This is a genomic window from Antarcticibacterium flavum, from assembly GCF_006159205.1.
GTDB lineage: Bacteria > Bacteroidota > Bacteroidia > Flavobacteriales > Flavobacteriaceae > Gillisia > Gillisia flava.
In genome coordinates, this window is the sequence record NZ_CP040812.1 from 2,144,502 (window position 1) to 2,166,456 (window position 21,955).

The window sequence follows — 21,955 nt, forward strand, 5'->3', positions numbered from 1 at the left end:
ACGAAATCCCCGTAATATTAAACATGTAGAAAATATTAAAGTTTTGTTAGCACCTCTTTCACTTAAAAGAAAAACAGGGAAAATTCCTGATGGCCTCTCCCCTGTTTAACTAAATAACCAACCAAAAAACTAAATGAAAACCGGTGATCAAAAATATCAACCGCCACTTTTCAATATTGTAACGCAAAATAAGGGAGTAGATTGTGAAGGCTTCTCATAAAAAAGCAGGATTCGGCAAATCTTTTAATTTTATGTATTTTTGGCCAGTATAAATAAGATTATGGATAAAACCCCCACGTTTGGAGTAATAGGAGGCGGTAGCTGGGCTACGGCTATTGTTAAAATGTTGAGTGAGAACCTAGATGAGATCAACTGGTATATGCGCAGTAAAACAGCGATTCACCATATAAAGACCCAGGAACATAACCCCAACTATCTAAGTTCGGTTGAATTCCATGTGCACCAGCTTAAATTAAGCAATGACATCAACGAGGTTGTAAAAGCTTCAGACTATATAATCTTTGCAATCCCTTCTGCCTTTGTGAAGCAGGAACTGGATAAATTAACCGTTCCATTAAAAGATAAGGTGATCTTTTCAGCAATTAAAGGAATAGTCCCTGAAACGAGCCTTATTGTGGGGGAACATTTCAACCGCGAGTATGATGTGCCCGATGAAAACTTCGGAGTGATCACCGGCCCTTGTCACGCCGAGGAGGTAGCCCTTGAGCGACTGTCCTATCTTACCATAGCCTGTATGGATGAGGAAAAGGCAAAGATCATGGCCAAACACCTCCAGAGCGATTACATCACCTGCAAGACCAGTGATGATGTTACCGGCACAGAGTATGCAGCGATGCTCAAGAATATCTACGCTATCGCAGCTGGTATCGCCCATGGGCTTGGTTATGGAGATAATTTCCAGAGCGTGCTTATGAGCAATGCCATTAGAGAGATGAAGAAATTCATCAAGAAAGTCCATAAAATGAAGCGTAACATCAATGACTCGGCCTACCTGGGAGACCTTCTTGTAACCGGGTATTCAGTCTTTAGCCGTAACCGTATGTTCGGAAATATGATTGGAAAAGGCTATACGGTAAAAAGCGCCCAAATGGAAATGAGCATGGTGGCCGAAGGTTATTACGCTACTGAGAGTGCCTATAAGATCAATAAGGAAAAAGGTGCTAAGACCCCTATTATCAATGCGGTTTACGGGATCCTTTACGAAGGAAAAAATCCAAAGAAGGTATTTAAGAAATTAGCTGAAAAACTAGACTAATAGTTTCATTAATTTGCCAGGATGCCTTTCGCGGGAATAACCGGTAATTTCACGGCTGCATCCTCCTTTACTGTATTTTTACTGAAGGTGAATGTCTTTTCATACATCCTGTTTCCTTCAAAAAATGTAACCAGGAACTCATTATTGAGCTTTAGCACCTCATCCTGCATGAACTCGATTTTAGCATAGGATTTAGCCGGAAGCACTTTTATTGAGTGCCGCATGGTTGAGGTGAGATCCTTCCCGTCGTAACCACGGGCAATGATAAGTACCATTTCTATGGGTTCCATCCTGTCATTGATAAGGTAAGCGTTCCAGTCCTGTGACCTGAAGGCTTTATTTTCCTCCCTCACGGCGGCTACGTAAACCCCTTCAACTTGTGGGATCTCAATATCCTTTTTCACTTAATCCAGTTTATTCTTTACCTTAAAATATAGAAAAATAAGGGCTATAACGGCAACAACAAAGAGGATTGCTCCCACCATGAATTCCAGGATCTGAAAAACAAGGGTTAGGGAAAGAATAAGAGCAAGTACAATAATACCCAGGATAATGATTCCAACTTTTTTCATCTATATGCTTGATTTAAATTGTTTAAGGAAACGCAGGTCATTCTCATAAAACATTCGAATATCTCCAATTTGGTATAACAACATTGCAATACGTTCTATTCCCATTCCAAAGGCAAATCCTGTATACTCTGTAGGATCAATCCCGCAGTTCTTTAAAACATTTGGATCTACCATCCCGCAGCCCATAATTTCAAGCCAGCCGGTACCCTTGGTGATCCTGTAATCGGTTTCAGTTTCAAGGCCCCAATATATATCAACCTCTGCACTTGGCTCGGTAAAAGGGAAATAGGACGGACGCAACCTTATTCTAGATTTCCCGAACATTTGCTTTGTAAAATACAATAAAGTTTGTTTTAAATCGGCAAAGGAAACATCTTTATCAATATATAGCCCTTCTACCTGGTGAAATATACAGTGGGATCTTGCTGAGATGGCTTCATTTCTAAAGACCCTCCCCGGGGAGATGGTCCTTATGGGCGGTTCATTATTTTCCATATACCTCACCTGTACAGAGGAGGTATGGGTACGCAAAAGTATATCAGGATCGGTTTGAACGAAGAAAGTATCCTGCATATCACGGGCAGGGTGATATTCGGGCAAATTCAGGGCAGTAAAGTTATGCCAGTCGTCCTCAATTTCTGGTCCTTCAGAAACATTGAAACCAATATTGGAGAAGATCTCAATGATCTGGTTCTTAACAAGGGAAATTGGGTGGCGGGCACCTATCTCCAAAGGTTCCCCCGGGCGTGTTAAGTCTCCATACACACCTTTTTCTACCTGCTGCCCCTCCATAGTCTCTTTAAGCAGATTTACTTTTTCCTGTGCGGCGGTCTTTAGGGTATTAATAGCCTGTCCAAAATCCTTCTTCTGCTCATTGGGAACATTCTTAAAGTCGGCAAAGAACTTGTTCAAAAGTCCTTTTTTTCCAAGGTATTCAATACGGAAGGCTTCAACCTCCTCCGGACTGTTAGCCTGAAAATTCTCAACTCTAATTATATGCTCCTTTATCTTGTCAATCATGAAAACTTTCATTTTAAGAAGGGCAAATTTACTAAAAAAGAAGTTTACCCCCTGTATGTGTGGTCCTATTCTATATAGCCTTTTTCCAGGAAATATTGCACGATCGCCTCTTTCATAAGCACCGCCTGTTCTCCCGCCTTTAATGCCGGCAGGGTTTCCAGTACCTTATAATGTGGCCAGCTGTCCTCGTCGAAATAATCGAATTCATAATACCCATAAGGTTCCAGCAACCGGCATATTGCTATATGCATAAGGTCCAGCTTGTGATCTTTCTTGAATTTCCTGTGGGGTTGCCCTAATTCCTGCACCCCAATTAAATATATTATTGCATCCAGGTCCAGCAAGTCCCCATCTGCAAATTGCTGTGAAAGTTTGGTTTGTAAAACTGTCCACCGCTCTTTTAATTGTTCATCTCTTGCCATTTGGCAAAGATACGTATCTTAGGCATTGTAAAAACTATATTTGAGCTAATGAATACAGTTGATATAATCCTGGCCGTGATCCTGCTTTATGGCCTGGTGAGGGGCTTCTTCCGCGGATTCTTTGCCGAACTTGCCTCCTTTGTAGCCTTCATAGCAGGTATCTATGTGGCGGTATATTTCTCCCATATTTTAAGCGATTATCTTGCCGACAGGGTTACCTGGAACATTCAATATGTGAATCTAACGGCATTTGCCATTACGTTTATACTGGTGGTATTCCTTATTTCTCTAGCAGGAAAATTTCTTACCAGCATAGCAAATCTTGCTATGCTGGGACTTCTGAATAAACTCCTGGGAGGCATCTTTGGCGTCCTGAAAGTAGCATTTATTGTAAGCGTGATCATCATGTTCTTCCATTCAACTGAAGAGGATGTGCAGGTAGTTGATGAAGAAACCCTGCAGGATTCAATTCTATATGGACCTGTACGCAATATCGCCCCGGCGATCATTCCTTCCATTATGAGAGAAGCCAGGGAGCTGGATTTGTTTGATGATGAGGAGGAGGAGACGGAGGTGTTGTAGGGGTTGGGCTTGCCCCGACCCGGAAGTTGGCGGTTTTCAGTTGTCGGTTGTCAGTTGCCGGTTGTCGGTTAAAAAAGGTTGTAGGTTGTAGGTTGTAGGTTGAAAATGTGGAAAGTGCAGAGAGTGGAGTTAACGCCTGTTGTAGGGGTCGGGCTTGCCCCGACCCGGAAGTTGGCGGTTTTCAATTGTGGAACAAAAAGCCCGCTATATCCCAAAGGGGAAATAAGTAATTGCTGCATCTACCTTTTTCGCGTAATGACTTAAAATCTGCGTACTCATCTTTCCTCCGTGAAACTCTTTTTTAAACTCCATTTAACTGTGGTTAAACTGCTATTTACCTCGAAAAGATGAAAAATCAGTCTCGCCTTCTCCCATCATAACCGACAACGGAGAACCGACAACTGACAACAAAAATCACTCACTACTACCAAAACAAAAAAAGGCCACCCTTGCAGGCAGCCTTTGATATAATATATGGGAAATTCTACAAAAAGTCTACTTTCCCTGAGTCTAAATTATAATACGCAGGAACGATTTGAACTTTTCCGCTTTCAACAGCCTCTCTTATGATCGTAGAGCGGGTTTTAAGTTCCTCGGCTGTGAGCTGTGCATTTTTCTTTACCACATCATTCACAGGAGCATCTTTACCTGAAGCCGCTATAGCAGGCGCTATGTGAGACAAAAGATGGTTCAGGTTATAGCCGTTGTTACCACCGCTTAAAGCAGCGCTTACGGCCCCACAGCTTTCGTGGCCCATTACCACAATAACCTCAGATCCTAAATGTGCTACTGCATATTCCATACTGGCAATAGAGGAACTGTTGGCAACATTCCCTGCTACACGCACCGTGAATAATTCCCCAAGCCCACTGTCAAAAGCATGCTCCGGCACCACACGGCTATCAGCACAACTTAAAACAATTGCATATGGAGATTGTCCCTTCGTTAGCTCTTCTCTTCTTGATTTATCCTGAAGCTTACCTTCCTTATTATCGGCAGTAAAACGTTCATTTCCTTCTTTTAACCTATTTAATACTTCTTCTTTAGTCATAATTTATCGTTTTAAATATTGAACTATTTATCTTTATGTTTTGATTTTATCTTCCCTTATAAAATTGGACCTCCGCAACATTTGCTTCTACGTGAAATTTCCATTTATATAGGTTAATTGATATTTGGTTCCTTACTATGTTATGCGCCTTCAAATACATTCACCCCAAAAAATTCCCTGTAACTGTGGGGGTTTTCAACCTCACCTCTTTGTGATATCAATTTTACATTAATATTCCTTTCCTCTGCAGTAACTGAAAAATCATCAAGGATCTCCAATACGTCCAGATCCAGCGCTTTGGTTTTGGTCACATCCAGGATAAGATATGTATTTTCTGGCAGTGCATATAATTCTCTCTGGATAGCAGCTTTATTTAAGAAAGTAACTTCCTCTGCCAGTTCCATTTTTATACGGTGTACCCCGTTGGATTTATCTTCAATATTAAGGAAGTGAGAGTTCTTGTAACTATTAATAAGTATAGTGATAATTCCAACTGCAAGACCAAGTAGTATCCCCACAAGAAGATCTGTTGCCACGATCGCCACCACCGTAACCACGAAGGGGATGAACTGGGATTTCCCTAACTTCTTCATCGTTACGAATTGCCCGGGGTTTGCAAGTTTCCATCCAATAATAAGTAGAACAGCGGCAAGAACACCCAAAGGAATAAGGTTAAGATATTCAGCTATTAAAAGCACACTGAATAGCAGGAAAAATCCATGGATTATTGCTGAGAGTTTTGTTCTACCACCATTCATTACGTTGGCAGTACTTCGAACGATTACCTGGGTAATTGGCAATCCTCCAACAAGACCAGACATTGTATTACCAACACCCTGTGCAACCAGTTCCCTGTTGGTAGGAGTAACACGCTTATGAGGATCCAGCTTATCTGTTGCCTCAACACTTAACAGTGTCTCAAGACTCGCTACAATTGCAATAGTTATTGCCACAATATATACCTGGGTATTACCCATTTGTGTGAAATCTGGGAAGGTGAATTGGCTAAGGAAATCTCCAAAATTATCTGGCACCGGTACAGATACCAGGTTGTTTCCTGTGATTTCGAAAGGAGAGTCACTACCACTAAGGATCAATTGATAGATTATTCCTACCAGTACAGCTACAAGTGGCCCAGGAACAAGTTTGAAAAATTTGCTCTTTTTAACAAGGACCTTATCCCAAACCAATAGGATGACAAGTGAGATCGCTGTAATTAAAACCACGCCGGGGTCAATGGAAGTAACCATATTTGAAAGAGACCGGTAAAGGTCAAATCCTGTAGTCTCAAAAAATGCGAATGGCGTTTCTCCCTCTTCGTATCCCAAAGCAAGAGGTATTTGTTTTAAGAAAATGATAATCCCAATAGCAGAGAGCATCCCTTTAATGACTGAAGAGGGAAAGAAATATCCTATAACCCCGGCCTTTAAAAATCCCATTATAACCTGCAGGACCCCTGCAATAACAACTGCCACAAGGAACAATTCATAGCTCCCAAGGTCAGAGATTGCTGTAAGAACCACAACCGCAAGACCGGCTGCAGGACCACTTACCCCAATAGAAGACCCGGAAATAGCACCAACAACAATACCTCCTATAATACCCGCAATAATACCTGAGAAGAGGGGTGCGCCACTGGCAAGTGCAATACCCAAACATAGTGGTAATGCAACAAAGAAAACAACTAAACTAGCAGGCAAATCGGCTTTTATGTGTTTAAACATATATAATATTTTATTACGGAGAAATTATAAATTTGATCTCCAGATTTATTTAAAGGGAATGATTTTTCAGGACAAATACCGCAAATTTTAAATAGCGGATTGCATTAAAATATAATGCAACAAATATGGCCTTACACCCCCGGCGGGATGCATTTAAATCTTAAGTATAAAGCTGTTATGCCTGTTTGGGAGGCGGGGATAGCACATCAAGGAATACAAGCCTGTAACCTTCCTTATAAGAATGGTTCAATGAGGTTTGCTCCTGTGAAAATTGTATGCTAGTGTAAGTAGGATCGTGGTCGTGAAGGGTATACTCAAAGCCGGGCTGGGTCTTGGAAGAATTTTCTTCCTCATTAGCCGTAAAAGCCATGGACACGTCAATGTCCCTATCTATGTACGTAACCACCGTGGGTGTTGCAAGAAACACCACAAAGACGAACAATAGTAATTGAGCTATTTTCTTCATTGTGGCAAAAATAATATTAAAAATTTCCTTAAAAAAGCAAATTTTACATTTTAATTAAAGGTTAACATAGAGAAAATCTATTTAAAGCGGTTTTAAATAGGTTTTATCCATCCACCCCTGAATGCCATTTGCAAGTTCAAACCGCACCCAGTCCTGATAAGTTTCCAGGACCTCAACTTTTGTACCTTCATGCAACGTGAAGATCTCCTCACCTCTAAGGGTAGGCTCACCCCTCACATCTGCTTCCTCTGCAAAAATGATAGCATATTGTCCTCCTGTGGCATATTCCCTTTGCTGAAATGCAAAGACAACAGAAAGGACAGAGAAGAAGATCCCAACCATAGAAAGGGTAAAAAACAGACGTTTTATAACACTTCTACGGTTGAAGTAGTAGATGAGAAAGAAGATGGAAAACAGGATGGCGAAGCTTATCGCCAGCCATGCCCACTGGTTATATCCAAGCACAGAGACCGAGTCTCGCCACATCCCGCTAAGACCGGTAGGCTCCCGTTCCTCTATATTATCCAGCACCATATTACGGGCAAAAGCCAGGTTATCGCGTATATCCCTGTCATTGGGATTGAGCTGAAGGGCCTTTTCATAGTTATAGATACTGTGGGCTATATTGTTCAATTTATAATGAGCATTCCCTAAATTGAAATAAACCTCTGCAGATGTTTCCCCGTTATCGATTATTTGCTGGTAATCATTTATTGCTGCAGCATAATCGCCCTCATTGTAAGCCCTGTTCCCTTCCTCAAAAAGTACAGGGTTTTGGCCCATAACAGGGAGAACAGCTAAAAAAATAAAGAAAAAAATATACTTTATATTATTATTCATAGCCTATAACTGTTTATCCAATGCTGCAAGTACCCGGGCAGCTTTTTCATAATCCTGTTCCATTGCCCCCTGGGAGGTTGGGGTATAGCGTGCAAATTCACAACTTTTAAGCAGGGAAATGAATTCCAAGGATGTTTGCTGGTCCACATTTTTTTCTGAAAGCAGGACCTGGATATGTTCCTTTGTCATTTCACTTGTTTGAATGTGCAATTTTGCCTTAAGGTAATTATGTAATGCCCTTTCGAGGGATTCATAGAATGCTTTTTGATCTCCCAAATTACGTTTGGCTTCTGAAAGATATTTTCTGGCCAGGCGGTTCGCCTTTCTAATCCTGTTTCCTTGTACATCATTTGCAAGTGTTTTTCTCTTTTTACCCAGAGCGATCGCTCCAAAAACCAGTGCAAACGGCAGAAGCATAAGACTCCAGAAGACCCAGGATCCAAGGAAGAAGGTGGAACCCACCGGCCGAAGGCTTGTGCTTAATTTAATGTATTTGAACTGGGCGCCGCTGAAATCTACCGGCTGCTTATAAACACCTCCTGTCGCTGCTGAAGGCATTGAACTTCCCGCAGGAGCCCTTTCCACTTGCAGCAGGATCTCCTCAGAGTTTATAGTCTTATAAGTACCGCTGGTGGGATCAAAATAAGAAAATGATATTCCCGGGATAGGGAACTTGCCTTGCCTGGTAGGGATCACCGTGTAATTATCTGTAAGGCTGCCCTGGGTCCCATTTAGGTCTGTACGCACATTCTCTGTGCGTTCTGGCTCATACCGCTCTAAGGAAGAAGGTACCTCCAGTTTTGGCAATTCAAAAAGTTTGAGGTTACCGTTACCCGATACCCGCACCTGTACAGTGAGGGACTCTGTAGCTGCAAGTTCGGTACGGCTGGGGCTTACCTTGAAATCAAATTTCCCCACCGCTCCTGTGAACCCGGCAGGTTTCCCGGCTTCAGGCAAAGATTTCACGTTAATAGTTCGTCTTCCTGCCGCCACTGTTTTATCCACGGTTTTATATAGCCTGCCCCCAAAGATATCACGCCGGTCGCTGGGTACATCTACAGAGACAGAGAGGGTAAGCGGCTCTATCTCCAATTCGCCTGTCTTTTGAGGGTAGAGAATTGTCTTTCTTAGCACAACATAGCGATATGGCTCCCCCTGGTATTCGCCGGTCTCGATCTTGAGTTGTTTAATATCTATATTCTGGCTCCAGAAATCCCGGTATACAGGACTATCCATTTCCCTCCAGTTACTCACGCTTATTCGTGGGCTTACGTAAAGTTTATACACCACTGTTATCGCCTGGTTAAGAAAAGGATTGGGATTTGAGATCTCTGCCACCAAATGCAGATTATCGCTCGCAATAAGTTCTGAGTTATCCCCGTCTTTAGGTGTGTCTACTGCTGCCGTTACCTCCACCTGGATGGGCGAGGTCTTATAGGTATCTCCATCAACTATGATCTCTGCCTGTCCAATGGTAAATTTTCCACGAGCTGTAGGTTCAAGAAAGTAACTGTAGGTCTTGGAGTAGGTGCGTTTCCCGTTGATCCACTGGTTGCTCACCACCTGGTTGGGGCCACCCACCACAGTAAAGCCGTTAAAAGAAGGAGCCTTGAAATTATCCCCATCCTGGTTCATTTCGAAATCCACCCTTAGACGCTCATTCACCCCCAGCTTTTGTTTGCTTGCCTTGGCTTCAAATTTTACCTGGGCAAACCCCGCTGAGGATATGATTAGAAAAAATGTAAGTATGAATAACTTCAAATTCATTTTAATACGATCAATTTTTTTAGTCTCCTGTAATGCAGGGAACTTACCAGTCTTTTCCTGTCCTTGTCTTTGCTCCCCTGGCTTTTTCAGCATTTATTTTATCCTGCACCTTCTTTTCTTCATTGTTCATAGCTTCCAGGAGGCTTTTTATTTGTTGTGGTGAGAGCTGTCCGGGCTGGGGCTGTTGTGCCTGTCCCTCTTCATTTTGCTCCTGTTCCTGTGGCTTCCCCTGGTCGTCCTGCTCTTCCGGCTCCTGCTGGTTCTCACCACTGTCACCTCCACTATCCTTCTTGTCTTCTCCCTGGTCACTATCCTGCTCCTGTTCCTTGTCTCCCTCGCCGCCTTCATTTTGATCCTGCTCCTGCTGGTCCTTCTCTTCACTTTCCTGGTCATCATCACCGCCGCCGCCTTCTTTTTCTTCTTCCTCTATCATTTTTTTGGCAAGGGCCAGGTTATAGCGGGTCTCTTCATCCTTCGGGTTATTACGCAGGGCATTCTTATAGGCTTCTACAGCATCTGCATATTTCTTTTGTTCCATAAAGCTGTTCCCCATATTATGGAATATCTTATGCCTATCTTCCTTACTTTCTGCCAGCTGTGCGGCCTGCTTTAACCTGGAAGTTGCCTGAGATGGCTTTTCTTTGGTATAGTACATATTGGCCATGTTATACCTGGCTTTTACGCTGTTATCGTTTTTTGCTACAGCTTCCCTGTAAGATGCTTCAGCCGATTCAAAATCGTTCTCTCCCAATTTATCTTCAGCATCCCGCATCAACTTGTTGGTCTCCCTCTCTTTTTTTCTGTTTTCCTCCTGGAGTGATTGAGCGTTGGCTACAGTAATGCAAAAGAATGCCAGGACCAGTATATATAATGGCCTCAAAACTTTGAGATTATATGCTTTTACCTTCATTTCTTAACTGCTCTTCGTTCGTTGAACAAATTGAGTTTTTTGACCCAGGCTGTTTTCCTTTCCAGCAGGAATATATCTACCAACAGCAAAAGGATTGCCAAACCGAGAAACCACTGGAATTGTGACTGATACTCTGCAAACTGCCGTGATTCAAATTCAGTTTTATCGAGATTCCCGAGAAAATCTGTCATATTTTCAGTCACTTCAGCAGTAACATTTCCGCTTATATAGATCCCGTTGGTAGCAGCTGCTATATCCTTAAGGGTTTGCTCTTCCAGCCGCGTGATCACGGTCTCCCCGCTTTGGTCCTTTTTATAGCTTTGCACCACTCCCCCTCGTTTCATAGGAATAGGCCCTCCACGGGGGGTGCCCACACCAATGGTGACTATTCTTATACCTTCATTTGCTGCATCTTTTGCCACACTTGTAACCTCTCCCAGGTGGTCCTCCCCGTCACTAATGATCACCAGCACCTTGCTGGTAGGCTCCTGCGGATTAAAATATGTCTTTGACAATTCAATCGCATCACCAATGGCGGTACCCTGTGAGGAGACCATATCTGTATTAAGTGCCTGCAGGAACATCCTTGCAGAGGAATAATCTGTTGTTATGGGCAGTTGCGGGAAGGCACTGCCTGCATAGGCAATGATCCCTACCCTGTCACTCGCCAGGTTGTTAAGAACCTGGTTTACCAGTTGCTTTGATTTTTCAAGCCTGTTGGGGGCAACATCCTCTGCCTCCATACTCTTGGAAACATCTATGGCAAAGACAATATCTACTCCTTCCCTGGTAACCATTTCCATTTTCGTGCCAATTTTTGGATTTGCAAGTGCAATGGCAAGACTGGCAAGTGCCAGTAGGATAAGTCCAAATTTAAGGGCAGGTTTGAACCAGCTCCTGTCCGGGCTTAAGTGTTGTAACATTCCCGGTGCGGCAAACTGCTTTTGTTTGCGCTTCTTCCAAAGATAAAGTATGGCATAAAAGAACAGCAGCACCGGGACGATGAGCAATAACCAGAAATATTTTCCTTCTTCTAAAATAAACATTCTCTATGCTGCTTTTTTAATGTTCCTTATATAAAACTCCTGAATATTGTAAATCTCAACAAGAGCTCCATAATAAGTAATAATCCTCCTATCAACAGGAATGGCCTGAACCTTTCCTCATAATTATAATACTTCAGTTCTTCGATCTCGGTTTTTTCCAGAGCATCTATTTCTTCATAGATCTCCTCAAGTTTCTCATTATTTGTCGCTCTAAAATATCTTCCTCCAGTGGTTTTTGCAATATCCTGCATAAGTTGCTCATCGATCTCTACGGGTACATTACCATACTGGAACTGGCCATTGGGCAGGGTGCCTATGGGGGAAAGCGCCATCCCGTTGCTTCCCAATCCAATTGTGTAAGTCTTAATTTCATATTCCACCGCCAGTTCACTAGCGATCAACGGATCTATAAACCCCGCATTATTCACCCCATCTGTAAGCAGGATGATGACCTTACTTTTGGCGTTACTGTCCTTTAGCCTGTTTACAGATGTTGCCAGTCCCATTCCTATGGCAGTACCACCTTCAATCACGTTATTATATTCAATATCTTTAAGAGCGTTAAGCACTACCACCTTATCACTGGTTACCGGGGTAAGGGTAAAACTCTCTCCTGCATAAACCACCAGGCCAATCCTGTCGGTTACCCTGTCCTGTATAAACTCTGCCGCCACTTCCTTAAGTGCTTCCAGGCGGTTGGGTTTAAGGTCCCGTGCCAGCATACTTGCTGAAACGTCAATGGCCAGCACTATATCTATTCCCTGGGTGGAACTGGTCCTGCTGGTAACATCTGTAGTACGGGGCCTGGCCATGGCGACAATAAAGAAAGCCAGTGCCAGCAGGCGTAGGAAAATCAAAATGTGCCTTAGTGTTGGCAAGATGCTTTTAGTACCTTTAAATCCTTTTAGGCTGGACATTCTAAGCTCTGCCTGCTGCTTATCCTTTTTCCAGAAATACCAGGCCGCCAACAGTGGCAAAAGTGCCAGAAGCCAGAAAAAACCGGGATTTTCAAATGTAAAATTCTCAAGCATCAGGGTCTGGTTTGAAATTCAACCGAATTAATTATTCTTCCCGCGATCTCCTCTGCATATTCATCCTCCTCATCAAAGATCACCGTTATTTGCTGGAAGCCACCACCCACACCAAAGTTGAGAATGGAATATTCCTTGCTTATAAACTCTCCCTCGCGGCGGGGATGCTCCATTTCCAGGGTACCAAACACCTTCACGCCAGGGATCCCCTGCAGGGTGGTGTAATCTTCATCCTTAACTATAATATTCCTTGCGCCTTTGCTTTCCAGGTTATTATAAACCCCTTCCACGGCAGTATCAAGATCAAATTTTGTCCCCTGCTGGAATCTTACGGTACTCACCACGACATATAGATCTTCCGCAAGGTCCCCGTCGATGAAAGTTTCACTACCTACCATCATTCTACGGGCCTCATCTGGCATATCCAATTCCCCGCGCTTTAAAACGCGCGGTGTGTTCACGGTTACAGCAGGATCGCCATATTCACTGCTTATCCATTCCCCCTCCAGCAGCTCTTTGGTAGGGTTTCCAAAGATACTCGTGGCCAGGTAATCAAACCCGCGCGTGGAGATTATTACAGAAACAGCTATTATTATTACCACCATACCCGCTGTTGCGCCCATAATGATCTTTCTACGTTTTTTACGGGCAAGTTTTGCCCTACGGTATTCCTCATCCCGCAACAGCTCCTCCTCTGTAGGCTCCGGGATCGCGGCTTTGGTATCATTGATGACATATTCTATTTTGGAGCGGTCCCCTTTAGCAGTAATAATATCAGGTCTGGAATTGGCGAATTTTGCAAGATCTGCACGCTGCAGGATTACCTTTAAGTCATCAATCGTATTGCGGCTAAGTTTTAATTCCCCTTTCTCCATTTTCACTTCCAGGTCATGAATAAGTTCAGAGGTGGTGCTTTCCATTGCCCGCAGGTGTACCTCATCTTCAATATACCGGCGAACAGCTTCTGTTAACTTGGAATAGTATTCTTTAGTTTCCCTGTTTTCCAGTAACCTGGAGTTGTCCAGCTGCTGTAGTTCGAAGAGGGCACGTTCGTAGGGAGGCAGTTGTTTGGCTGCTTCCTTTTTTTGTTTTCGTTTGCGCAGGAGGTAATAGATCAAAGCCCCAAGCGCTGCCATTCCCAGCAGCCACCATAGCCATACAAGTATGCGAAACCCACCTGGAACTTCCATAGCCGGTTTGATGGCATACATTTTTTGTTTGGTGGTGTCCACCACTACATCCCTCACCTCTACTCTAACCGAATCTGTAAAAAAGGGGTTATCATTCACCAGCACCCGTTGTGAGGGGATCATATAGCTGCCGGAGTCAAATTGAGTAAGGTAGTACTCCCTCACCAGCCTGTACCTGTTCTCCACCCTGGAAGTATCTATGGTAAGAGCCTCTACCACCTCCAGCGGATTAAATGTTTGAGCTTCAGGAAAAACAATAGAGGGAATTTCGGCTGCATCCACCGTAATTTTATAGGAGATTTGGTCTCCAATATAAATTTGAGCAGTATCAATAGTGGCAGTCACCCTTGTTTCCTGCGCTAAAGCAGGAAATGAAAGGAGCAGCAAAATAGAAATAAAGAGAGCCCTTTTAATGCAGGCAACTGTATCGCCGGCGCCTGTCAAGGCTGGTGTAATGGGTAAGCTAGTAAGGCAATCTTCTCTAAAAAAGCTGTTTGTCATTCGTTTTTCTTATCCTCTGGTCTTAAAATAACCAAGTAATTTTTTCACATAGCTTTCACCCACCATAGTGCTAAGCATTCCCGCCCCACTTTTGGAAAAACTATCCCTAAAATAATTCTCACGGTCTTGAAAGTAGGCTCCATAGGCATTTCTAACACTTTTGGAACCGGTATTTACCATAATGAGTTCGCCAGATTCCCTGTCCAACATTTGTACCAAACCAACATTGGGGATACTCTGCTCCCGCTCGTCATAGACGCGTATGCCGGTAACATCGTGTTTCCCGCTAAGTATCTTTAAGGTATGGCTGTAATCATCTGTCAAAAAATCTGACAGGATAAAGATGATGGCCTTTTTCTTTATGAGATTGCTCACGTATTTTAAAGCTTCTGCAAGATTGGTTTCCTTACCTGTTGGTTCAAATTCCAGCAATTCCCTAATTATACGTAGCACGTGGGACCTTCCCTTTTTTGGCGGAATAAAAAGCTCCGGTTTATCTGAAAACAGCAGCAAGCCTATTTTATCATTATTCTGAGTTGCAGAAAATGCCAGGATCGCCGCAATCTCTGTGATCACCTCTTTTTTGAACTGTTCTTTGGACCCGAACAATTCAGATCCCGAAACATCCACCACCAGCATCATGGTAAGTTCGCGTTCCTCTTCAAATACCTTAACAAACGGTTCATTATACCGGGCGGTCACATTCCAGTCAATGCTCCTCACGTCATCGCCAAACTGGTAACCGCGCACCTCGCTAAAGGTCATCCCGCGGCCCTTAAAGGTAGAATGATACTCCCCGCCAAAGACATGATTGCTTAGCCTGCGGGTTTTGATCTCAATTTTTCTAACCTTTTTAAGTAGCTCCTTGGTATCCATTTATGCTGTACTTCAATTAAGACTGAAGATCCTCTTTTTCGTTTATTTTCTTTTGAAAAATTTTATGGCGGGAGGATATTTCTATGGAACTTCTACCTCGTTGATGATCTTGCTTATGATATCTTCAGAAGTAACATTCTCAGCTTCTGCCTCATAAGTAATTCCTATCCTGTGCCGAAGGACATCATATACCACTGCGCGCACATCTTCAGGAATAACATATCCCCTTCTCTTGATAAAAGCGTAACATTTTGCAGCGGTAGCCAGATTGATACTACCACGCGGGGAAGCACCAAAATTAATAAGCGGCGTAAGCTCCTCAAGTTTATATTTTTCAGGGGTACGGGTGGCGAAGATGATATCCAGGATATATTTCTCGATCTTTTCATCCATATACACCTCCCTAACAGCGGCTTGTGCCCTGGCGATCTGCTCCAGGCTAACCACGGGGTTTACTTTCTCAAAGCCGCCTCTAAGATTGGCACGTACAATAAGCTGCTCCTCTGCCATCGCAGGGTATTGGATCACGGTTTTAAGCATAAAACGGTCAACCTGTGCCTCTGGCAGCGGGTAGGTTCCCTCCTGCTCTACCGGGTTTTGGGTAGCCATTACCAGGAAGGGCCTGTCCAGTACAAAAGTCTCATCGCCAATGGTCACCTGCTTTTCCTGCATGGCTTCCAGCAAGGCAGACTGTACTTTGGCAGGAGCCCTGTTTATCTCATCTGCCAGCACGAAATTGGCGAAGATTGGACCTTTTTTAATGCTGAAGTCATTGACTTTCATATTATAGATCATCGTCCCCACAACATCTGCAGGAAGAAGGTCTGGAGTAAATTGTATCCGGCTAAAGCTACCGTGCACGGCTTGTGCAAGAGTGTTAATAGCAAGTGTTTTTGCAAGACCGGGCACACCTTCCAAAAGGATATGTCCCTGGCCTAAAAGGCCTATGAGTAAACGTTCAACCATCCCCTTCTGGCCAACGATCACCTTGTTCATCTCATTGGTAAGCAGGTCAACAAAGGCACTTTCCCTCTCAATTTTCTCATTAAGGCTTGCGATATCTATTGAAGCGTTATTCTCTATCATTGATGTGTATTTTAAAATATGTGAAGATATTCACAAAATACCAACGATGCAAATAGAAAAATATTGGAGATAACCCTGTTAAAAACCTGCATTAAACAAAAAAGCAGCGGAAAAGTTTCCGCTGCTTTTAAATATGTTCAAAAAAGAGTCTTAGTCCAAAAATATGGTCTCCAGGTCCACTGTAGCATTGGAGCTCACTTCTACATTGCTCATGGTCTTAGCTGAAAGTCCGCTCGCAGCCTCAGGAGTTACAGTAATCTGGTAGGTTCCAGAAGGCACTCCATTAAGAACGAAGGCCCCGTTAGCATCTGTATAAGCAGAAATTGTGTGACTGGCGTTTGTAGCTTTTACCACAGTCTGGATTCCCAGTCCTCCAACGGCAGATGGGTGTACCTCACCAATGATCATGCCGGTCTCAGCAGTTGCAGAAACACGAATAACAGGTTTAAGAATGAATCCGCCAGAAGACCCGGCAGTTACAATAGACTGGTCTACGTCAAAATCCAACAGGAATTCATACTGTTCTCCTGCTTCAAGCTCCTGGTTCACCTGTAATTTAAGCCCAGATTGTTGTGCACTCGGGGTGCTAAGCGGCTGCGACTCCCCGTTGATTACTACAGAGTTATTGTTACCAAGGACCAATCTTATTTGGCCAAGGTGACCTGCAGGCACTTCAGCTTCAGCAAGCAACTGGGTTACCCCACCTGTAAGTTCAAGAAGATCATAGATACCGGTTTGTACGTTACCAACACTTACCCATCCTTCACCTTCAGCTTCAAGGTCAGATTTTATCATTACATCCTCCACTTCCACAAAAACTGCGTCATAGTCCCCGGGAGCATCTGTCATCCTTACCGTAAGACGGGCAGTATCCTCTTCCAGGTTATTATCATCATCATCACTACAGCTGTAAAAAGAAGTTAAGGCTACAGCAGCCAATAATAAACCGGCAAATTTTCTTAGTTTTAGTTTTCCAGAAAACATTTTCATTTTCATAATTTAATTGATTTGAGTTTTGCCTTGTTTAACGGCGTATTGCCGGCTTCATTTCACTTAAATTTATGCCTTAACAAATTTTAACAAAAGCTTAAAGTGGGTAAAACCCTACAAAGAGTTGAGCCGCAGGATCTTAAAATTTTTTCTTAGAAAAACACTTAAACAATCTTTAACACTATGAAAACAGTAATAATAACAGGTGCCAGCAGTGGAATAGGCCGGGCTACGGCTTTGGAATTTGCTCAAATGGGCTATAATCTCATCCTCTGCGGAAGGAATGAAGATGCCCTCACACGCCTGCAGGAGGAGTTTCCTTCAGCAGTAAGTTCACATATTCTGATATTCGATGTTAGGAACAAGGCTGAAGTATTTGAACAAATAGGCAATCTGCCAAACACCTTCAGCAGGATAGATATACTGGTTAACAATGCGGGGAACGCGCATGGACTGGAGCCTATACAGAGTGGCAATATTGACGACTGGGATGCCATGCTGGATATTAATGTAAAGGGTTTGCTGTACGTGACCAAGGCGGTACTCCCGGGGATGCTGGAAAGGGACAGCGGGCACATCATAAATGTAGGTTCCACTGCCGGCAAGGAAGTATATCCAAACGGAAATGTGTACTGTGCCAGCAAGTATGCCGTAGATGCCCTTAACCAGGGAATGCGCCTGGACCTCAACAAGACCGGGATCAAGGTTGGCGCCGTAAATCCGGGTCTAACAAAGACGGGCTTTAGTGATGTGCGCTTCAAAGGCGACCACGACAGAGCCGGGAAAGTTTACCAAGGCTACCAGCCCCTATTGCCGGAAGACATTGCCCGTATAATCGCCTTTATGGTGACAGTACCCGCCCACGTTAATATTGCCGATCTCACCGTGATGCCCGCTGCGCAGGCGAGCAGCGTCGTTGTTAATAAAGTTGAGGAGCGAGGCTAATTGTAGTTTGCCGGGATGATATTATTAAGGAGGAGTCTAGAATCTAGAATCTGGACAAATTGGGGTGGGTGAGAAACAAGAGACAAGAACCAAGAGACAAGACGGGAAAAAGAAGATGGAGTCCAGAGTCCAAGAGTTTCATATTCCGCTTTGTTGGCTTATTAATACGAGAATAATTCCGGTCACGAGGCAACCACCCCGCTCCCGCAAGCGGGACCACCCCTCCCTGGAAAGTAGGGGAGCCCTTTTTTTAGTATATTTTTTCCTCCGTGAAACTCCTTTTGTAAACTCCGTGGCCACTTGTGGTTAAAAAATCTCACATTCCAAGCACCAAGCATTAAGCATCAAATTCCAAATTCCAACAGAAAACAGAAAACGGGAAACGGAAAACGGTAAACAGAAAACGCAATTTCTTTTCCCGACTTTTTCGTATTATAGCTACACCGTAACTTATTCCATTCTAACGACTAAAGTCTAAAGACTAACGACTGGCATGATCAACAAACGCCTGCTTATAAAAAACCTGCTCGCGCATAATGACGAGAACAGCTTTTATGATAAAAAGCGCAGGCTTAATCTTGATACAAAAGAAGGAAAGGCAAAGTTCCTGAAACACGTGTGCGCGCTGTCTAATTCGAATCCGCAGAACAATTCCTATATCGTGATTGGGGTGGAGGATGAAGACAACAGCATCACGGGGGTGGATTTCTTTGATGACAGCAAAATTCAGAATTTGATCAACGCCTATCTTACGAATCCGCCGCTGGTGGGCTATGAGAATATCCCGTTCCCACACCTGCCAGATGAGCTGGTGGTAGGGCTGGTGACTATAAGGCCCAACAACGGGAAAATATGTTCCCTGCGCAAGAACATCTGGAAATATTATGGCGGGGCCGTATTCTTCAGAGAAGGGAGTATTAGCATGCCAAAGGTGTTTGATATTGAGGTGAAGGACACAAATTCAGCAATCGTAGAAGCAATCGAGCGGCATTCCCATAACAACATAGAGCTTACCCTGGACGGGGTGTTCGACTTTATGAAAAAACGCAAGGATTTTAATCCCGCTTACCGGGTTTTTAAAGAATATTTTGTGGTTTGCTGGGCCGGGAAGATCAAGAAGACCAATGGGGAGGTTTATTATTCCAGGGTGGATATCGAATTGATCAATGAGCAGGTGAAGTTGTTTTATTCAGATCTTGACGAGGTAAGTATCAAAGTGGATGAGGACCATTTTAAGATCGTGGAATATGTGAATCTGGGCCTTCAGAATAAATTTCAATATTACCCACTGGAAGAGGTGACGATAAGATTTACTGAAAATGCCGGCTATGATATCAATACCCGCCTGCTGTTTGAGCCGCCGCAGTTTGACAAAAAGATCCTCTATCACATTTATAACTCAAATAATGCTCTGCTGGCAAAACTTAAGAACGGGAAAGCTTTGAATAAAAATGAAGAGAAAGATCTTCTAAATTTGCCCGCAACTTATTTAATTTGTTATTTAAACAATTTTGAAAAGGCCATAGAGAAGCTTGAAAATGCCAGGGAATTGCTGCGAAGCCATAACAAGGTAGCCTACCAGCTATACAAGGAGAGTATGAGAATATTGAGAAAAGTAAAATACAGTTAAATGTCACAGGGAAGAAAAATTGTTATTGGAGACATACATGGAGGGTTAAGGGCCCTGGTTGATTTATTAAAAAAGGTAGAGGTAACCGTGAAGGACAAGCTCATTTTTCTTGGTGATTATGTAGATGGCTGGAGTGATAGTGCCAACGTGGTTTCCTACCTCATAGAACTGGGGAAGCAAAACACCTGCATCTTCCTGCGCGGCAATCACGACGACCTTACCCACCGGTGGCTGAAGACAGGGGAACTTAATGATCAATGGCTGCAGCATGGGGGGCAGTCCAGCATAGATGCTTACAGGAATTTTTCAAAGGAGGAGATCGCGGCGCATATAGAATTTTTTGACCAAATGGTTAATTATTACATCGATAAGGAAGAGCGGCTTTTTGTACATGCAGGCTTTACAAATTTGCACGGACCGCAGCAGGAGTATCATGACACTGGATTTTACTGGGACCGCACCTTATGGGAAACTGCCCTGTCACTGGACAATTCCCTTTCTAAAGAGCATGATTATTACCCCAAACGCCTTAAACTCTTTAAAGAGATCTACATTGGCCATACACCAACCACCAGGATAGGAAAGGAAGAACCGGTGAATGCGGCCAATGTTTGGAATATCGATACAGGGGCTGCATTTAAAGGGAAATTGAGTGCCATGGACATAGACTCCAAGGAGCTTTGGCAAAGTGAGCCCGTATATAAGCTTTATGCGGAAGAAGAAGGTAGAAATTAAGATATTTTTATACCCCGGGGGCATAATATCTTATTATATTTGAGGCATAAATGATTTCTAGCACTATTATTGTGAAAGGATCTATTAAAAGATTTTAAGCCAGCGCTTTACAGAATTCACCTTTTTGTATTGTATGGTCCCCTAAAAAATGAAGCTATGGCCTTAGATAACATGAGACTTGAAGTAATGCAAACTGTCGAGAAAGATGTAGACAGTTTTGTAGAAAAATATCTAATTCCTGTGGAGGAAATATGGCAACCTACAGATTTGTTGCCAAACTTTCAAAAGGAAAACTATATGGATGAACTCGAGCAAATTCGGGAAGAAGCCAAGGAACTTGGCTATGACTTCTGGGTTGTTCTGGTGGCAGATATGGTTACAGAAGAAGCACTGCCTACCTACGAATCCTGGTTAATGGATATGAAGGGGGTAGACCAGCATGGGCGCGACGGCTGGTCCAAATGGATACGCCACTGGACCGGGGAGGAAAACCGTCACGGAGACACTCTTAACAAGTACCTTTACCTTAGCGGCCGTGTGAATATGCGGGAGATTGAAAAGACTACCCAATATTTGATCAATGACGGTTTTGATATAGGTACGGGAAGAGATCCTTATAAGAATTTCGTATATACCAGTTTCCAGGAGCTGGCAACCAATATTTCCCATAAAAGAGTGGGACAGCTTGCCAAGAAGAAAGGTAATAAGATGCTGGCCAAGATGTGCAGCATTATTGCAGGTGATGAAATGAGGCACCATCTTGCTTACAGGGAATTTGTAAAGATCATTTTTGAGCATGACCCAAGTGAAATGATGTTGGCTTTTAATGATATGATGAAGAAAAAGATCGTGATGCCGGCGCAGTTCATACGCGAGAGCGGCCAGGGAATTGCAGAGGCTTTTGAGAATTTCTCCAATGCCGCGCAACGCCTGGGGGTGTACACCACTTTCGACTATATAGACATTCTTAAAAAACTTAATGATTACTGGGAAATAGATAAGTACACCTCGCTTACAGACGAGGCAGAAAAAGCCAGGGATTACCTTATGGCCCTTCCGGACAGGATGAGCAGGATAGCCAACAGGATCTCCATCCCCCAGGACCAGCACCAATTTAAATGGGTGGAGGCCAATGGGAGGATCTAGTTCTTACGTGTTAAGAATTAAGTAATATAAAATAAGATTAAAAAAGCCTGCTTAGTGATAAGTGGGTTTTTTTGGTTGTAGGTTGTAGGTTGTAGGTTGTAGGTTGTAGGTTGAAATAGAGAAAACCAGTTTAATTTTTGTTTTTTTTG

The 21,955-nt window shown here is 43.3% G+C and carries 22 protein-coding genes; 6 read left to right on the forward strand and 16 right to left on the reverse strand.

The window, feature by feature from the left end:
- Window positions 1-280 precede the first annotated feature (280 nt).
- Entirely contained in the window at window positions 281-1,276 is a 996-nt protein-coding gene (locus tag FHG64_RS09010) for an NAD(P)H-dependent glycerol-3-phosphate dehydrogenase (protein ID WP_139066086.1), read from the forward strand.
- Window positions 1,277-1,284: 8 nt separating this feature from the next.
- Here the strand turns inward: FHG64_RS09010 and FHG64_RS09015 are convergent, their stop codons facing one another.
- The 4 genes from FHG64_RS09015 to FHG64_RS09025 form a co-directional block, all read right to left on the reverse strand.
- Window positions 1,285-1,680: a hypothetical protein gene (locus FHG64_RS09015; RefSeq protein ID WP_139066087.1), complete on the reverse strand. Its 396-nt coding sequence runs from the start codon at window positions 1,678-1,680 to the stop codon at window positions 1,285-1,287.
- The gene (locus FHG64_RS19185; RefSeq protein ID WP_168191342.1) at window positions 1,681-1,848 is read right to left on the reverse strand and encodes a hypothetical protein; all 168 of its coding nucleotides are present in this window, start codon (window positions 1,846-1,848) and stop codon (window positions 1,681-1,683) included. It abuts the gene before it with no gap.
- Window positions 1,849-2,868, reverse strand: a complete 1,020-nt coding sequence (gene pheS, locus FHG64_RS09020; RefSeq protein ID WP_139066088.1) for a phenylalanine--tRNA ligase subunit alpha — start codon at window positions 2,866-2,868, stop codon at window positions 1,849-1,851.
- Between the two features lie 65 nt (window positions 2,869-2,933).
- Window positions 2,934-3,290 (reverse strand): hypothetical protein, encoded by a 357-nt coding sequence (locus FHG64_RS09025; RefSeq protein ID WP_139066089.1) that lies wholly within the window; start codon window positions 3,288-3,290, stop codon window positions 2,934-2,936.
- A 48-nt stretch (window positions 3,291-3,338) separates the two neighbouring features.
- Here FHG64_RS09025 and FHG64_RS09030 point away from each other — a divergent pair, with 48 nt between their 5' ends.
- Window positions 3,339-3,872 (forward strand): CvpA family protein, encoded by a 534-nt coding sequence (locus tag FHG64_RS09030; RefSeq protein ID WP_139066090.1) that lies wholly within the window; start codon window positions 3,339-3,341, stop codon window positions 3,870-3,872.
- Between the two features lie 484 nt (window positions 3,873-4,356).
- Here FHG64_RS09030 and FHG64_RS09035 read toward each other — a convergent pair whose 3' ends face one another.
- The 12 genes from FHG64_RS09035 to FHG64_RS09090 all read right to left on the reverse strand — a co-directional run bounded on the left by FHG64_RS09035 (window position 4,357) and on the right by FHG64_RS09090 (window position 17,350).
- Window positions 4,357-4,923 (reverse strand): carbonic anhydrase, encoded by a 567-nt coding sequence (locus tag FHG64_RS09035; RefSeq protein WP_139066091.1) that lies wholly within the window; start codon window positions 4,921-4,923, stop codon window positions 4,357-4,359.
- 140 nt (window positions 4,924-5,063) lie between these two features.
- Window positions 5,064-6,647, reverse strand: coding sequence for a SulP family inorganic anion transporter (locus FHG64_RS09040; protein WP_139066092.1), 1,584 nt, complete (start codon window positions 6,645-6,647; stop codon window positions 5,064-5,066).
- 175 nt (window positions 6,648-6,822) lie between these two features.
- On the reverse strand, window positions 6,823-7,113 hold the full coding sequence (locus FHG64_RS09045; protein ID WP_139066093.1) for a hypothetical protein: 291 nt from the start codon (window positions 7,111-7,113) through the stop codon (window positions 6,823-6,825).
- A gap of 81 nt (window positions 7,114-7,194) precedes the next feature.
- On the reverse strand, window positions 7,195-7,953 hold the full coding sequence (locus FHG64_RS09050) for a tetratricopeptide repeat protein (protein ID WP_139066094.1): 759 nt from the start codon (window positions 7,951-7,953) through the stop codon (window positions 7,195-7,197).
- 3 nt (window positions 7,954-7,956) lie between these two features.
- Complete coding sequence (locus tag FHG64_RS09055; protein ID WP_139066095.1) at window positions 7,957-9,720, reverse strand: BatD family protein; 1,764 nt, start codon at window positions 9,718-9,720, stop codon at window positions 7,957-7,959.
- Window positions 9,721-9,763: 43 nt separating this feature from the next.
- The gene (locus FHG64_RS09060) at window positions 9,764-10,630 is read right to left on the reverse strand and encodes a tetratricopeptide repeat protein (protein ID WP_139066096.1); all 867 of its coding nucleotides are present in this window, start codon (window positions 10,628-10,630) and stop codon (window positions 9,764-9,766) included.
- A complete protein-coding gene (locus FHG64_RS09065; protein WP_139066097.1) occupies window positions 10,627-11,676 on the reverse strand; it encodes a VWA domain-containing protein in 1,050 nt (349 codons plus the stop codon). Before FHG64_RS09065 ends, FHG64_RS09060 begins: the two co-directional genes overlap by 4 nt.
- Window positions 11,677-11,702: 26 nt before the next feature.
- On the reverse strand, window positions 11,703-12,707 hold the full coding sequence (locus tag FHG64_RS09070) for a vWA domain-containing protein (protein ID WP_139066098.1): 1,005 nt from the start codon (window positions 12,705-12,707) through the stop codon (window positions 11,703-11,705).
- Window positions 12,707-14,398, reverse strand: coding sequence for a DUF4381 domain-containing protein (locus FHG64_RS09075; protein WP_139066099.1), 1,692 nt, complete (start codon window positions 14,396-14,398; stop codon window positions 12,707-12,709). The genes FHG64_RS09070 and FHG64_RS09075 overlap by 1 nt, the downstream gene beginning before the upstream one ends.
- Window positions 14,399-14,407: 9 nt before the next feature.
- Entirely contained in the window at window positions 14,408-15,274 is an 867-nt protein-coding gene (locus FHG64_RS09080) for a DUF58 domain-containing protein (RefSeq protein WP_139066100.1), read from the reverse strand.
- A gap of 81 nt (window positions 15,275-15,355) precedes the next feature.
- Window positions 15,356-16,360, reverse strand: coding sequence for an AAA family ATPase (locus tag FHG64_RS09085; protein WP_139066101.1), 1,005 nt, complete (start codon window positions 16,358-16,360; stop codon window positions 15,356-15,358).
- A gap of 150 nt (window positions 16,361-16,510) precedes the next feature.
- Window positions 16,511-17,350: a DUF4382 domain-containing protein gene (locus FHG64_RS09090; protein WP_246054359.1), complete on the reverse strand. Its 840-nt coding sequence runs from the start codon at window positions 17,348-17,350 to the stop codon at window positions 16,511-16,513.
- A 183-nt stretch (window positions 17,351-17,533) separates the two neighbouring features.
- On the opposite strand from FHG64_RS09090, the gene FHG64_RS09095 reads away from it, so the two are divergent.
- The 4 genes from FHG64_RS09095 (at window position 17,534) to FHG64_RS09110 (ending at window position 21,806) form a co-directional block, all read left to right on the forward strand.
- Entirely contained in the window at window positions 17,534-18,295 is a 762-nt protein-coding gene (locus FHG64_RS09095) for an SDR family NAD(P)-dependent oxidoreductase (RefSeq protein ID WP_139066102.1), read from the forward strand.
- A gap of 493 nt (window positions 18,296-18,788) precedes the next feature.
- Window positions 18,789-19,925, forward strand: a complete 1,137-nt coding sequence (locus FHG64_RS09100) for an ATP-binding protein (RefSeq protein ID WP_139066103.1) — start codon at window positions 18,789-18,791, stop codon at window positions 19,923-19,925.
- Window positions 19,926-20,660 (forward strand): metallophosphoesterase family protein, encoded by a 735-nt coding sequence (locus tag FHG64_RS09105; protein WP_139066104.1) that lies wholly within the window; start codon window positions 19,926-19,928, stop codon window positions 20,658-20,660.
- A gap of 156 nt (window positions 20,661-20,816) precedes the next feature.
- Window positions 20,817-21,806: an acyl-ACP desaturase gene (locus FHG64_RS09110; RefSeq protein ID WP_139066105.1), complete on the forward strand. Its 990-nt coding sequence runs from the start codon at window positions 20,817-20,819 to the stop codon at window positions 21,804-21,806.
- The last annotated feature ends 149 nt before the right edge of the window (window positions 21,807-21,955 follow it).